Genomic DNA, 14,781 nt, shown 5'->3' on the forward strand with positions numbered 1-14,781 from the left:
AAGCCTATGTTATTAGAAATTTCGATTAAAAATTTTGCCATTATTGAGGAGATTTCCCTTAATTTTGAGCAAGGTATGACGGTTTTAACCGGGGAAACCGGAGCCGGCAAGTCTATTATTATTGATGCGATGAACATGATGCTAGGCAGCCGCGCGACAACGGATGTTATTCGTCATGGGGCACCCAAAGCTGAGATAGAGGGGCTTTTTTCGCTGGAAAATAGCAGAGCTTTGCGAGAGATTTTTGAGGAGCAGGGCTGGGAGCTGACCGACGAGCTGATTATCCGTCGGGAAATTCTGCAAAACGGCCGCAGTGTCAGCCGTATCAATGGCCAGATGGTTAATCTGTCTGTTCTAAAGGCTGTCGGCCAGCACTTGGTGGATATCCATGGTCAGCATGATCAGGAAGAGCTGATGAGACCCCAGCTTCATATTGCCATGCTAGATGAGTTTGGATCAGCAGACTTTTTGCATCTCAAAGGCCGCTATCAGGAAACCTTTGACCGCTATCGAAGCCTGCGTAAGCAAGTCCTGACTTTGCAGAAAAATCAGCAGGAGCATAAGGCCAGGATTGAGATGCTGGAGTTTCAGATGGCGGAGATTGAAAGCGCGGCCCTCAAAAGCGGTGAAGATACTGCCCTGCATCAGGAACGAGATCGTTTGCTCAACCACAAGCTCATTGCCGATACGCTGACGAATGCCTATACCATGCTGGATAATGAAGATTTTTCCAGTCTGACCAATGTCCGCTCAGCTATGAATGACCTTGAGTCTATCGAGGATTACGATCCAGCCTACAAGGAGCTTTCCGGCAGCTTGTCGGAGACTTATTATGTCTTGGAAGATGTCAGCAAGCGTTTAGAGGACATTTTAGATGGACTGGACTTTGACGGAGATCGGCTGCTGCAGGTGGAGAGTCGCTTAGACTTGATTAACAGCATCACACGTAAATACGGAGGCCAAGTAGATGATGTGCTGGATTACTTTGCTCAAATTTCCAAAGAATACAGCCTTTTAACTGGAAGTAACTTGTCCTCAGAGGATATGGACCGAGAGCTGAAGGCCTTGGAGAGAGAGCTGGTAGAGCTGGCCCAGGAGTTGAGTCAGGCTCGTCACGGCCTAGCAGCCCAGCTGGAAGCGGAAATCAAGCAAGAGCTGCAGGACCTCTATATGGAAAAGGCGCGCTTTAAAGTGCAGTTCAGTAAGGGCAAGTTTAACCGTGAAGGCAATGAACAAGTAGAATTCTACATCTCAGCCAATCCGGGTGAGGATTTCAAACCTCTGGTGAAGGTTGCGTCTGGCGGGGAGCTCTCCCGTCTCATGCTAGCTATCAAGTCTGCCTTTTCTCGTAAGGAAGGTAAGACCAGCATTGTCTTTGACGAAGTGGATACGGGTGTTTCTGGCCGAGTGGCCCAGGCTATTGCTCAGAAGATTCACAAGATTGGCTCCAACGGCCAAGTCTTGGCTATTTCCCATCTGCCGCAGGTCATTGCGATTGCCGATTATCAGTTCTTTATTGAGAAGATTTCGGATGAGAATTCAACCGTCTCAACGGTTCGCCTGCTGACGGCTGACGAGCGTGTTCAGGAAGTTGCTAAGATGCTGGCTGGCGAAGATGTAACGGATGCTGCCTTGACCCAAGCCAGAGAATTATTAAAGAAATAAAGAAGCGAGGCTGAGACACTAGTGTTTCGGTCTCCTTTAGGAGGGGCGCATATGACAGAATATTTTGCAATTGGTGATGTCCATGGTAAGGCTAGTATGCTAGATAAGCTGCTCCAGCACTGGGACGGTCGTAGCCAACTGGTCTTTCTAGGCGACTTGATAGATCGTGGTGAGGACAGCCGAGCAGTTTTGGAGCGGGTCAAGGACCTAGTGGACCAAGAAGGAGCTGTTTGTCTGTCTGGCAATCATGAGTATATGTTTCTGACCTGGCTGGACAATCCTGAAAAATCTTATGACCACTACCGACGCAATGGCGGAGATACGACGATTAATTCGCTTTTAGGCCGGCCTCTCAATGCTTCTGTAGATGGAGTAGCAGACGCGGAACGTGTCAAGACGGAGGCGGCCGATTTAGTAGATTTTATTCGTCAGATGCCTTTCCTATTGGAGACAGAGCGGTACATTTTTGTCCATGCCGGCCTAGATTTGGAGCTGAAAGACTGGCGAGAAACCAGTGATTATCAAAAAGTTTGGATTCGCGCGCCTTTTCACGAAGGCAGTAATCAGACTGGCAAAACGATTGTCTTTGGTCATACACCAACATTTTACCTCTTGCATAAAGCACCGGGAACTGATCAGCTATGGATGACTGAGGATGACAAGATTGGTATGGATGGCGGAGCTGTCTATGGAGGAGTCCTCCACGGAGTTGTCTTTGGTCATAATTGCATCGTAGAGCGGTATGCTATAAAAAATGATGGTTTGGTAGCTGAAGACTGAAAAAAGATTGGGAAAATCCAATCTTTTTTTGCTGAGATTCTCTTTGAAAACCAGCTTTTTCCTAAAATTTTCCCCAATAAAGCTAAAAAAGCTGCATGTAAACACTTTTTCATCTAATTTTAAAGAAGCGCAAAAAGATTAAAAAACAAAAACAAGCAGATTAAATTTAGGAAACGCTTGGACTGGGCTATGATTTTAGCGAATATTCCCCCACAAAACCATAAAAATTTGGTATAATGTAGTGTAATAATAAGTTAAAATTTAGATACAGAGTAGGAAATCTATGACAAAAATAAAAATCGTAACAGATTCATCTGTAACCATTGAACCAGAGGTTGCTAAGGAATTAGACATTACAATTGTGCCTCTCTCTGTTATGGTGGACGGGGTGATCTATTCGGATGCAGACCTAGAGGAAGGTGAGTTTCTTCGTCTCATGCAGTCTAGTCGCAATCTTCCTAAAACCAGTCAGCCGCCTGTCGGAGTCTTTGCTGATGTTTTTGAGCGCTTGGCAGAGAATGGAGCGCAGATTATCTCCATTCACATGTCTCACGCCTTATCAGGAACTGTCGAAGCCGCCCGTCAGGGAGCGACTTTGGCTAATGCTGATGTGACGGTTGTTGACAGCTCTTTTACTGATCAGGCTATGAAGTTCCAAGTCACAGAAGCAGCTAAGCTGGCCAAGGAAGGAGTTAGCCTAGAGGAGATTCTGACTAAAATCGAGGAAGTGAAGGAAAAGACAGAGCTCTACATCGGTCTCTCTACCTTAGAAAATCTGGTTAAAGGAGGCCGTATAGGCCGAGTTTCTGGCCTGATTAGCTCCTTGCTCAATATCCGGGTCATCATGCAAATGAAGGACCATCAGCTGGAGCCTATTGTCAAGGGTAGGGGCGCTAAGACCTTTAAAAAATGGTTGGATGATTTGACAGCAAGTCTGCAAAACAAGCAAGTGGCTGAGATTGGAATTTCCTATGCTGGCGGTCCAGAATTGGCACTAGAAATGAAGGAAAGTTTACAGCCGTATGTCAAGAATCCTATTTCAGTGCTGGAAACAGGGTCCATTATTCAGACGCATACAGGGGAAAATGCTTGGGCTGTGCTGATTCGTTACGAATAAAACCATAATAATTTAGAAAATAGCGGCTTAGTACTTGACCTGAAAGCTATTTTTAGATATGATAATATTTGTTAGGGTTATCAACCCAGAAAAAATTTGGAGGATTTGTTAAATGGCTAACAAACAAGATTTGATCGCAAAAGTAGCAGAAGCTACAGAATTGACTAAAAAAGATTCAGCAGCAGCAGTTGACGCTGTATTCGCAGCTGTAACTGAGTACCTTTCAAAAGGTGAAAAAGTTCAACTTATCGGTTTTGGTAACTTTGAAGTTCGTGAGCGTGCAGCACGTAAAGGTCGCAACCCACAAACTGGTAAAGAAATCAAAATCGCAGCTTCTAAAGTACCAGCTTTCAAAGCAGGTAAAGCTCTTAAAGACGCTGTAAAATAATTTTGGTTAATAAAACCTGACACACTTGCCTTTGGTGAGTATGTCAGGTTTTTCTTTTTGATTTCAGTTCTTGAGCTTAGCAAAGAAAATTAATTTATGAACTTCCTTGGAGTTTTTATTTTTCAAAGAAGTGAAGGAAATTGTCTCTAATCAAAAGAGAATGAGAAAGGACAAACATTTTCAAAGACGTAAAATAAAAAGTTGAAAATTTTAGCAAAAGCACTTTTAAATCATAGGTCTTTATGATAAAATGAAGGGAACATTTCTTTTTGCGTAATGATTGCGAGATCATTAAAAAAGTTTAGGAGGTAAGAAATGAAATGGAAACCACTTCAGGACTCACTGCGTCCTGTTAATCCTTTTGGCAGCAAATTTCGCTTGCTGATGGGATTATTTGTTGTGCTTTTTTCAATCTTTCTGCTCCCCATTCAGACATTGTCTGCCTTGGAGGAGATTAAGAATGCAACGGATATTTCTACTCTGGATATCCATAAGTTCAATTTGAATATCAATAATGTCAGTGTCTTATCTAAGTCATCGGCTGTTGATCAATTTCATTTGTCCAATCCGCATTATGAATATCTGAGTGGCGGAGCTTACCCTGGAGAGATGGAGAATTTCACTCTCAAAGTGGATAAAAGCAAGAAGCAGGATCAAGTATTTGATAATCCTCTGTCTTTAAAATTTACCAATGTTGGAACTGTTCATGGTAAGCAAGTGGATGCCTATCTGAATTTCAATAAGGTAACCTTACGCTACCTCAATACTGCTCAGGCAGAATCAGAGATGAATAGTGCTCAAAAGCAAACGGTAGAATTTTTCTCTATTTCGGAATTGTGGGAAAATAATGCTTTTGAAATTGGGAATGTTCCCTATGTAGATGCAGCTCATGACTACATTATGAATAAGGCTTTTTGGCTTGATGCGGATGTAACAGCAGAGTTGCGTTATGCAGATGGTTCCGAGACAGATTTGAAGTTGGTTATGAAGCCAACAGACATCGATGCAATTGATGCCAACAACTTGAAGGAAACCTTCTATGTTAAAGACTATCAAAATGATGTTAATCTTCGTTTGATGAATAATGCCAATGTCTTAAGACAGGAAGACCAAGGAGGACAAACTGCTTGGGTAGCAACTCAGATTACAAGCGGTAGTTATTCTGAGAACAATATTTCTGGTTTAGCGCTTCGGTCAAATAGTAATAAGATGAATTTTGGTTATTCATCAACAGAGGTTTGCTCGGCAGTCTTTGGTCTTTATATTGAAAAAGTTGATCCCAAGCCAGTCTTAGAAGTGGATCCAGTTAAGATTCCAGCTAAGGAAGGTCAAGAGGTGACTTATAAGGGAACCTTCAAGATTCCAGTTCCTGGTAAGGATATTTTGGCTACCCCGACTACTATTGAGATGACTGAAACCTTTGATGAGCGTCTGGATTACAAGGAGCTCAAGGTTGAGGCTGGCGGCAATGTCTTGCAGGAAGGTCGTGATTACACGATTGAAAAGAAAGGCCAGACCGTTACGGTCAAGATGACACCGGAGTATGTTAAAGCAAATTCTTCTCAGGATATAGTCATTACCTACAAGACTGCAACCAATCAAAAGGTAGCAGAAAAGGGTGCTGCAACGATTGAAAATACAGTGACCTTAAAAGTAGATAATCTTTCAGCACCATCTAATCAAGTTACTACTGACTTGCTCTATGAAAAGAAACATGAATTTGTCAGTGGTACTGCTGGTAAGGAACTCCCGCAGGAAATCAAAGACCTAACACCAGAAACAGAAAAGAATCTGGAGAATGGCACTAAGGCCACTCCAACCCAGCCATCTAAGACGGAAGTGAAAACAACTGACGGTGCTTGGACCTTTAAGTCATACGATAAGAACGAAGAGACCATCAATGGAGCGGATGTGAAGTTTGTCGGCACTTGGGACTTTACTCCAGCGCCAACCTATAAGGCTACTCACGAGTTCGTTAGTGGTACATCAGGTAAGGAACTGCCACAAGCAGTGAAGGATTTACTTCCAGCTGACAAGCCTAACTTGGCGGATGGCACTAAGACCACTCCAACACAGCCAACAAAGACAGAAGTGAAGACCACTGATGGCACTTGGACCTTCAAGTCTTACGACAAGAACGAAGAGACCATTAATGGTGCAGACGCTAAATTTGTTGGAACTTGGACTTTTGTTGCAAAATCTAGTCCGGCACCAACTTACAAGGCGACCCACGAGTTCGTTAGTGGAACAGCAGGTAAGGAATTGCCACAAGCAGTGAAGGATTTGCTTCCGGCCGACAAGCCTGATTTGGCGGATGGCACTAAGGCCACTCCAACCCAGCCATCTAAGATGGAAGTGAAGACCTCTGATGGCACTTGGAATTTCCAGTCATACGATAAGAACGAAGAGACTATCAACGGAGCGGATGCACACTTTGTTGGTACATGGGATTTTACCCCAGCGCCAACTTATAAAGCAACACATGAATTTGTCAGCGGCACAGCAGGTAAGGAATTGCCACAAGCAGTGAAAGCTTTGCTTCCGGCCGACAAGCCTGATTTGGCGGATGGCACTAAGGCCACTCCAACCCAGCCAGTGAAGACAGAAGTGAATACCGTAGATGGTACCTGGACCTTTAAGTCTTACGACAAGACAGAAGAGACTATCAATGGAGCGGATGCGCACTTTGTTGGTACATGGGAATTCACAGCAACTCCGTCATCAACTTATAAAGCTGTGCATGAGTTCATTAGCGGCACAGCAGGTAAGGAACTTCCACAAGAAGTGAAAGCTTTGCTTCCAACTGATAAATCTGATTTGGCAGACGGCACTAAGACCACTCCAACGCAACCAGTCAAGACAGAAGTTGAAACATCTGATGGCAGCTGGAGCTTCCAGTCATATGACAAGAACGAAGCAACTATTAATGGTGCAGATGCTAAATTTGTTGGAACTTGGACGTTTGTGGCGAAGCCTAGTCCGGCACCAACTTATAAGGCTACACATGAATTTGTCAGTGGCACAGCAGGTAAGGAATTACCACAAGAAGTGAAATCCTTGCTTCCAGCGGATCAAACTAACTTATCAGATGGTACCAAGACCACTCCAACGCAGCCAGTGAAGACAGAAGTTGAAACATCTGATGGCGGCTGGAGCTTCCAATCATATGATAAGAACGAAGCAACTATTAATGGTGCAGATGCTAAATTTGTTGGAACTTGGACGTTTGTGGCGAAGCCTAACCCAGTACCAACTTACAAAACTACACATGAATTTGTCAGCGGTACAGCAGGTAAGGAATTACCACAAGAAGTGAAATCCTTCCTTCCAAGCGACCAAGCAAACTTGTCAGATGGCACTAAAGCTACTCCAACACAGCCAGTCAAGACGGAAGTGAAGACAGCCAATGGCATCTGGAGCTTCCAGTCATATGACAAGAACGAAGCAACTATTAATGGTGCAGATGTTCACTTTGTCGGTACTTGGACTTTCGCAGCTGACTCAACTACGCTTACTGGCACTGTGATCTGGATTGACAATGATAACGCTGCAGGTCGCCGACCACAGAGTGTCCTTGTTCACTTACTTGCAGATGGACAGGATACAGGCATCAGCGTAAGTGTTGATGAGGCGATGGGCTGGAAATACAGCTTTGAAAACCTGCCTCGCTTCAAGGATGGAAAAGAAATCGTCTATAGTGTCCGCGAGGACGAAGTGGAAGGCTACGGCAATCAAGCTGAAGGGATGAATGTAACCAATCGCTTGCTTGTAGATGCTCAAGTTAAAGAGATTGGCAAGAAACGAATTCTGCCTAAGACCGGGCAAGACACATCTATCTGGATGCTGATTCTTGGATTCCTAGCTCTTGGAGGAGCAGTTAGCTTGACCAAACGTCAGCGTGACTAAGATTAAGCTTCAGTAAAAAGCTTTGAAAATCTAGAATATATGAAAAGTCTGTTATCTCAACTTTAGTTGGGAATAGCAGGCTTTTTATTTTTAGATGGAAAATCAAAACGTTGATAGAATTAAAAATTTTTACTGAGAAAACGGTGAAGAACTTTTATAAAAATTTCACTCCTTATTTACAATCATTCTTAATAGCCAAGTAGGCTTAGTCATGGTATAATGGTAATGACTTAGATGAGAGGCTATAACGGAGTAAATAATGAAACAAGAACATCAGCATGACTTTGACCAAGTAATTGGCCATTTGCGCGCCAAGGGTGTGCGCATTACAGAAACGCGGAAGGCGGTAATTGACTATATTATCCAAAGTCATGACCATCCTAGCGCTGAAATGATATATCAGGACTTGAAGTCCAATTTTCCTAATATGAGTCTGGCAACAGTCTATAATAATCTCAAGGTTCTGATTGATGAGGGTTTTGTCGCTGAGCTCAAGGTTCGCAATGATACGACGACCTACTTTGACTTTATGGGCCATCAGCACCTCAATGTCATCTGTGAAAAATGCGGTCGTATCGCTGATATGGAGCTGGAACTTCCGGATGTGAAGCATGAGGCTGAAGTGCAGACTGGCTACCACATCACCCAAAGCCAAACGACTGTCTATGGTCTATGCCCCCAATGCCAGCAGGAGGCGGTGTGACTGCGAGGATGATTAGCAGCTTTTTGGAGTCTAAAGACGAACAAAGTTGTGACTTGAGCTGCAGCTTCTATCTGCAAGCTCAAAGCAGTACTTTGAGTGATCGGCTACTGCGTTAAGATTCTATTTCTAATAAAAAGCAAGGCTAAAACTTATGTCTCTTAGCCTTTTTCTATGTGTTTTAGCAAGGCATGATTGCAGGACAAGTATAACACTTAGCAAGATCAGATATTTTAAGCACAACCCCTTATATACTTATGCTATTATTTTACAGGTAAATTCTCTTTTGATATAATGAAAGCAGAATAAAGTCTTGTACAAACAGATTCAAAGAGTTTTGAAGGATTTACAATGTAGGTAAATTCGTCATAAGTTTGTAGTATCGAAATCTTTAAGGGTTATTACTTTGTGGGGAGATTAGATTTTTAGGAGGTCTTATGTTCTGGTGGAGAAAGAAATGGCTGGATGAGTTGTCAGACAGTGATGAATCGCCTTTTTTGGAATGTCGTCATCTTCTCTTTGAAGAGGAAGTCGGCTATCCCATTTGCCCCTCTTGCGGTGGACTCATAAAAGAGAATTTTCCTAAGAAAAGCGCGGACAAAGCACGTTTGCACCTGATACGGGAGAAGATGCAGCGAGTATGGAGTGTAAGATTTGGAAGGGAATTTTCAGCAGCTCTGTTTGTGCTACCAGCTATTTTTCTTCCAGAATTTTTAAGCCATTGGATTTTAACCACTGGAGATTACGGCTTTTCTAGCTTTTTCATTGCTAGCCGTCATACGCCTACAATGATTAGCTTCACTTATGAAGGCTATATTCCTTTATTCATCTTTTTTATGGGCAAAGAACGCTTTAAACGTTTCTCTACTTTTTCTTTAGGATTTGAGGGTTTTCATAAAATCCTTTATTCTTGGCCTGTTCGGCTTGTTACTTTTATCGCTGTTATTTGCTTCATTAATATTATTATGCCAAAGATTTATGGGGTCGAAGGAGATGTCTTTATAGGTAAACATAGCCAGCTAACTCCCGCCCAGCATGCTAAAGGGGTAGAACTTTTCATCTTTGTCAATATGCTCTCTATCTGGATTGTGTCTGGCTTACTGCTTATTTATCAGTTGATAGATAGGCGGCGGACTTGGTGGCTTAAGGAAGCCAACGAGGTTTATCTATCTGGTGGGTGTTAGGGCAAAGGTTTCTGCTCGGAAATACAAAAGCGCTTTCTTGTTGAAAAAGGTCTGATTTGACGAAATAGGCTAGCTTTTTAGGCGAAAATTTTGTAAAATAGAATAGATAAACGGGGGTTTCCTCGGAAAATAAAAGGAGAATCCATCTAATGGTAAAATTAGTTTTTGCTCGCCACGGTGAGTCTGAATGGAACAAAGCGAACCTTTTCACTGGTTGGGCTGATGTTGACTTGTCTGAAAAAGGTACTCAGCAAGCAATCGACGCTGGTAAACTGATTAAGGAAGCTGGTATCGAGTTTGACCAAGCTTACACTTCAGTTTTGAAGCGTGCGATTAAGACAACTAACCTTGCTTTGGAAGCGGCTGATCAGCTTTGGGTACCAGTTGAAAAATCATGGCGCTTGAACGAGCGTCACTATGGCGGACTGACTGGTAAAAACAAGGCAGAAGCAGCTGAGCAATTTGGTGATGAGCAAGTGCATATCTGGCGTCGTTCATACGATGTATTGCCTCCAGCAATGCCACGTGATGATGAGTACTCAGCACACACTGACCGTCGTTACGCTTCACTTGACGATTCAGTTATTCCAGATGCTGAAAACTTGAAAGTTACGCTGGAGCGTGCCCTTCCATTCTGGGAAGACAAGATTGCTCCAGCTTTGAAAGATGGCAAAAATGTCTTTGTAGGTGCACACGGTAACTCAATCCGTGCCCTTGTAAAGCACATCAAACAATTGTCTGACGATGAAATCATGGACGTGGAAATTCCAAACTTCCCACCATTGGTATTCGAATTTGACGAAAAATTGAATGTAGTAAAAGAATACTACCTTGGAAAATAAGCTTAAAGGAATCTGAGATTATTCTCAGGTTCTTTGCTTTTCCAGAGAGGAAGGACAAGGATTGTTAGAAGCCTAGCCGGCATGTCTTTTAGGTTCCGTGGTTTGATGGAATTCCTCTTAACTCGTCCACATTTTCAGATTTTCTATCAGTTTTGAAACATTCATCGAGCTGGATTTATGGTAAAATAAAGGTCAGAACTTTTACTAGAATGAGAGAGAAGATGGCAAGGAAGAAGAGAAAATTTGACAGTCATTCCATCACCAGAAGACTTTATCTGCTGTTTGGGATCGTGATGTTTTTGTTTTTAGCCTTGATTGCCCGTCTGGGCTATATGCAGGTGGTCAATCAGGACTTTTATACGGATAAGTTGGCCAAGGCCAGCAAGACCAAGATTACCACTAGCTCAGTGCGTGGGCAGATTTATGATGCTACCGGCAAGCCCTTGGTGGAAAATACGACCAAGCAGGTGGTGACCTATACACGGGATAACCGGCTGACGGCTGGAGAGATTCGAGCGACAGCTCAAAAGCTCCTGACCTATGTCAGTGTCAGCGATACAGAGGTGACAGACCGCCAAGAGGTGGACTATTATTTGGCGGACAGCGCAGTCTATCAGGAAGTAGTGGAAAAGCTACCCAAGGACAAGAAATTTGATACAGATGGTAACCGCCTGCCTGAGTCCAAAATCTATAAAGCGGCAGCTGAGAGCATTGACCCTAAGCAGCTGGGCTATACAGATGAGGAAAAGAAGGCCATCGTTCTCTTTAGTCAGATGAATGCCATTTCCAACTTTGCAACGGGGACCATCCAGACAGATGCACTGACAACAGAGCAGGTGGCTGTATTGGCTTCCAGCAGCAAAGAGCTGCCAGGTATCAGTGTCTCAACGGGCTGGGACCGCAAGGTCTTGGATACCTCGCTGGCTTCTATCGTGGGTAATATCTCGACAGAAAAGACTGGACTTCCGGCTGAGGAAGTGGATGATTACCTGAAAAAAGGCTACTCCCTCAATGACCGGGTGGGAACCTCCTATCTGGAAAAGCAGTATGAGTCAGTCCTGCAAGGCAAGCGAGCTGAGAAGGAGATTCATCTGGACAAAAATGGTAATATGGAGAGTGTGGAAAATATCTCTGACGGCAGTAAGGGAGACAATCTCAAGCTGACGGTGGACTTGAACTTCCAGCAGGGAGTGGAGGACATTCTCAAAAATGCCTTTAATGCAGAGTTGGCTAGTGGCAATGCGACTTACTCTGAGGGTGTCTACGCCGTAGCTATGGATCCAAATACCGGCGCCGTTTTAGCTATGGCAGGCATCCGGCACGATCTGGAAACGGGAGAAAGCTCGGTCGATGCTCTGGGGACCATGACTAATGTCTTTGTTCCGGGATCTGTTGTCAAGGCTGCAACTCTGACTTCGGGCTGGGAGAATAATGCCATTAGCGGCAACCAAGTCCTGACAGACCAGCCGATTAGCTTTGGCGGTACGGACAGTATCACTTCTTGGTTTACCCAGTATGGTTCACGTGCTATCACAGCCCAAGAGGCCTTGGAATACTCTTCCAATACCTATATGGTGCAGGTAGCGCTGAAGATGATGGGGACGCCTTACTCAGCGGATATGAAGCTGGATTTTGATGAGCTGGATCCGTCCATGAAAAAGCTGCGGTCGACTTTTGCGGAGTATGGTCTGGGCACTTCGACAGGGATTGATTTGCCAAATGAGTCCACAGGTTATCTTCCAGATAAGTTTACCTTTGCCAACTATCTGACCAATTCTTTCGGCCAGTTTGACAACTATACGACACTTCAGCTGGCCCAGTATGCCTCGACAGTAGCTAATAACGGCAAGCGTGTGGCTCCGCATATCGTTGAAGGCATTTACGGCAACAGTGATCAAGGAGGACTAGGTGATTTGGTGCAGAAAATTGACACCAAGGAGCTGAACCAGGTCAATATCTCTGGCGAGGATATGAGCATTATCAAGCAAGGCTTCTATCAAGTGGTTCATGGCAGCAGTGGCTTTACGACTGGCCGGACTATTTCTCAGGGAGAGAGCGTGCCAATCAGTGCCAAGACTGGTACGGCTGAGACCTTTGTGGACAAGGGTAAGAGAGAAGCCATCAATACCAATGTCGTGTCCTATGCACCGAGTGAGAAGCCGCAGATTGCGGTGGCGGTAGTGTTCCCTCACAATACGGACCTATCTTCTACTGTCAGCCACAGTGTTACCCGAGACATTATCAATCTTTATCAACAACTACACCCTATGAATTAGAAAGGATACTATGTTATATCCAACTCCTATCGCCAAGCTGATTGACAGTTTTTCAAAGCTGCCCGGCATTGGCATCAAAACAGCCACTCGACTGGCTTTTTACACTATTGGTATGAGCGATGACGATGTCAATGAATTTGCCAAGAATCTACTGGCTGCTAAGCGTGAGCTGAGCTACTGCTCTGTCTGCGGCAACCTGACGGACGAAGACCCTTGTGCTATCTGTCAAGACCAGTCGCGCGATCAATCAACTATTTTGATAGTTGAGGACAGCCGGGATGTGTCGGCTATGGAAAATATCCAGGAATATCATGGACTTTATCATGTCCTGCACGGTTTGATTTCACCTATGAATGGCGTTGGACCGGACGACATCAATCTCAAGAGTCTAATCACTCGTCTGATGGATAGTGAGGTAACGGAAGTCATCGTCGCGACCAATGCGACTGCGGATGGCGAAGCGACCTCCATGTACATCTCACGGGTTCTGAAGCCCGCTGGGATTAAGGTGACTCGCCTAGCGCGTGGTTTGGCGGTTGGCTCCGACATTGAATATGCGGACGAGGTTACGCTAATTCGCGCTATCGAAAATCGGACGGAATTATAAACATAAAGGATTTTTCTGGCTCTAGCTGGCTGGAAGAGTCCTTTTTTCTGTTCAAAAATGCTGGGAATTGTGATATACTAAAACGGACTGATACAGAAGCTCCTGCTTAGAAGAGTCGACTAGCTAGGTAGGTGTAAAACCAAACTTTTTAGGTTGTTTTATTTCGAGCTGGCAGCTTTTGTAAATCGTACTATTTTTAGAAAATGATAGGAAAAATCATGGCAAAACAAAGATTGATTTTATTGTATGGCGGACGCAGTGCAGAGCGGGAAGTTTCGGTTTTATCAGCTGAGAGCGTCATGCGGGCTGTCAATTATGATAGATTCTCAGTGAAGACTTACTTCATCACCAAGGATGGAGATTTTATCCAAACTCAGGAATTTGAAGTAAAGCCAACGGCTGATGAGAAGCTGATGACCAATGCCACAGTGGATATGTCTCGGAAGATCAAGCCCAGCGATATTTACGAAGATGGAGCAGTAGTTTTTCCAGTCCTGCATGGTCCCATGGGCGAAGATGGCTCTATCCAAGGTTTCCTAGAAGTGCTTAAAATGCCTTATGTCGGCTGTAATATTTTATCTTCTAGCTTAGCCATGGATAAAATCACGACCAAGCGAGTGCTGGAATCAGCAGGAATAGCCCAAGTGCCTTATGTGGCGCTGGTCGATGGCGAGGATCTAGAGCAAAAAATCCAAGAAATCGAAGAACAATTGACCTATCCAGTCTTTACCAAACCTTCCAATATGGGCTCCAGTGTCGGCATTTCTAAATCGGAGAACCAAGCAGAACTGCGTGCTTCTCTGAACCTGGCTTTCAAATACGACAGCCGGGTACTGGTCGAGCAAGGAGTGACAGCTCGCGAGATTGAGGTTGGACTTCTGGGCAATGTTGACGTCAAGAGTACCCTGCCTGGAGAAGTGGTCAAGGACGTGGCTTTCTACGACTATGAAGCCAAATACATTGATAATAAAATTACCATGGATATTCCGGCCAAGATTCCAGAAGAGGTGGTGAGCCTGATGCGTCAAAATGCAGAGGCTGCTTTCCGAGCTCTGGGCGGTATGGGACTGTCCCGCTGTGACTTCTTCTATACAGAAGATGGTCAGGTCTTCCTTAATGAACTCAATACCATGCCAGGTTTTACCCAGTGGTCTATGTATCCACTACTCTGGGAAAATATGGGACTGGCCTATCCTGACTTGATTGAGAAACTAGTTGGCCTAGCTGAAGAGGCATTTGTCAAGAGAGAGGCGCATCTTCTCTAAAATATGATATAATAGAGGGGCTGAAAATTTTCGGTCCTTTCTTTTTGCGAG

11 protein-coding genes are annotated in these 14,781 nt (G+C 44.2%); all 11 read left to right on the forward strand.

Going from position 1 to position 14,781, the window contains the following annotated elements; translation table 11 throughout:
* The first annotated feature begins 6 nt into the window (after nucleotides 1–6).
* The 11 genes from recN to SSV_RS02975 all read left to right on the forward strand — a co-directional run bounded on the left by recN (nucleotide 7) and on the right by SSV_RS02975 (nucleotide 14,730).
* Nucleotides 7–1,665: a DNA repair protein RecN gene (gene recN, locus SSV_RS02925; protein WP_072073619.1), complete on the forward strand. Its 1,659-nt coding sequence runs from the start codon at nucleotides 7–9 to the stop codon at nucleotides 1,663–1,665.
* A gap of 51 nt (nucleotides 1,666–1,716) precedes the next feature.
* Nucleotides 1,717–2,445: a metallophosphoesterase gene (locus SSV_RS02930; protein ID WP_072073620.1), complete on the forward strand. Its 729-nt coding sequence runs from the start codon at nucleotides 1,717–1,719 to the stop codon at nucleotides 2,443–2,445.
* A gap of 283 nt (nucleotides 2,446–2,728) precedes the next feature.
* Nucleotides 2,729–3,562: a DegV family protein gene (locus SSV_RS02935; protein ID WP_072073621.1), complete on the forward strand. Its 834-nt coding sequence runs from the start codon at nucleotides 2,729–2,731 to the stop codon at nucleotides 3,560–3,562.
* A 112-nt stretch (nucleotides 3,563–3,674) separates the two neighbouring features.
* On the forward strand, nucleotides 3,675–3,950 hold the full coding sequence (locus SSV_RS02940) for an HU family DNA-binding protein (RefSeq protein WP_002896125.1): 276 nt from the start codon (nucleotides 3,675–3,677) through the stop codon (nucleotides 3,948–3,950).
* Nucleotides 3,951–4,265: 315 nt separating this feature from the next.
* Nucleotides 4,266–7,856 carry an LPXTG-anchored SHIRT domain periscope protein gene (locus SSV_RS02945; RefSeq protein WP_072073622.1) on the forward strand — a complete coding sequence of 1,197 codons (3,591 nt, stop codon included), beginning with the start codon at nucleotides 4,266–4,268 and terminating at the stop codon, nucleotides 7,854–7,856.
* A gap of 259 nt (nucleotides 7,857–8,115) precedes the next feature.
* Nucleotides 8,116–8,559 carry a Fur family transcriptional regulator gene (locus SSV_RS02950; RefSeq protein WP_072073623.1) on the forward strand — a complete coding sequence of 148 codons (444 nt, stop codon included), beginning with the start codon at nucleotides 8,116–8,118 and terminating at the stop codon, nucleotides 8,557–8,559.
* A gap of 434 nt (nucleotides 8,560–8,993) precedes the next feature.
* Complete coding sequence (locus SSV_RS02955) at nucleotides 8,994–9,740, forward strand: hypothetical protein (RefSeq protein WP_072073624.1); 747 nt, start codon at nucleotides 8,994–8,996, stop codon at nucleotides 9,738–9,740.
* A 149-nt stretch (nucleotides 9,741–9,889) separates the two neighbouring features.
* Nucleotides 9,890–10,582 (forward strand): phosphoglycerate mutase, encoded by a 693-nt coding sequence (locus SSV_RS02960; protein WP_002896114.1) that lies wholly within the window; start codon nucleotides 9,890–9,892, stop codon nucleotides 10,580–10,582.
* A 209-nt stretch (nucleotides 10,583–10,791) separates the two neighbouring features.
* A complete protein-coding gene (gene pbp2b / locus SSV_RS02965; RefSeq protein ID WP_072073625.1) occupies nucleotides 10,792–12,858 on the forward strand; it encodes a penicillin-binding protein PBP2B in 2,067 nt (688 codons plus the stop codon).
* A gap of 10 nt (nucleotides 12,859–12,868) precedes the next feature.
* Nucleotides 12,869–13,465, forward strand: coding sequence for a recombination mediator RecR (recR, locus tag SSV_RS02970; RefSeq protein WP_002897999.1), 597 nt, complete (start codon nucleotides 12,869–12,871; stop codon nucleotides 13,463–13,465).
* 218 nt (nucleotides 13,466–13,683) lie between these two features.
* Nucleotides 13,684–14,730 carry a D-alanine--D-alanine ligase gene (locus tag SSV_RS02975; RefSeq protein ID WP_176693538.1) on the forward strand — a complete coding sequence of 349 codons (1,047 nt, stop codon included), beginning with the start codon at nucleotides 13,684–13,686 and terminating at the stop codon, nucleotides 14,728–14,730.
* Nucleotides 14,731–14,781 lie beyond the last annotated feature (51 nt).

The organism is Streptococcus sanguinis, from assembly GCF_001078705.1.
Lineage (GTDB): Bacteria > Bacillota > Bacilli > Lactobacillales > Streptococcaceae > Streptococcus > Streptococcus sanguinis_D.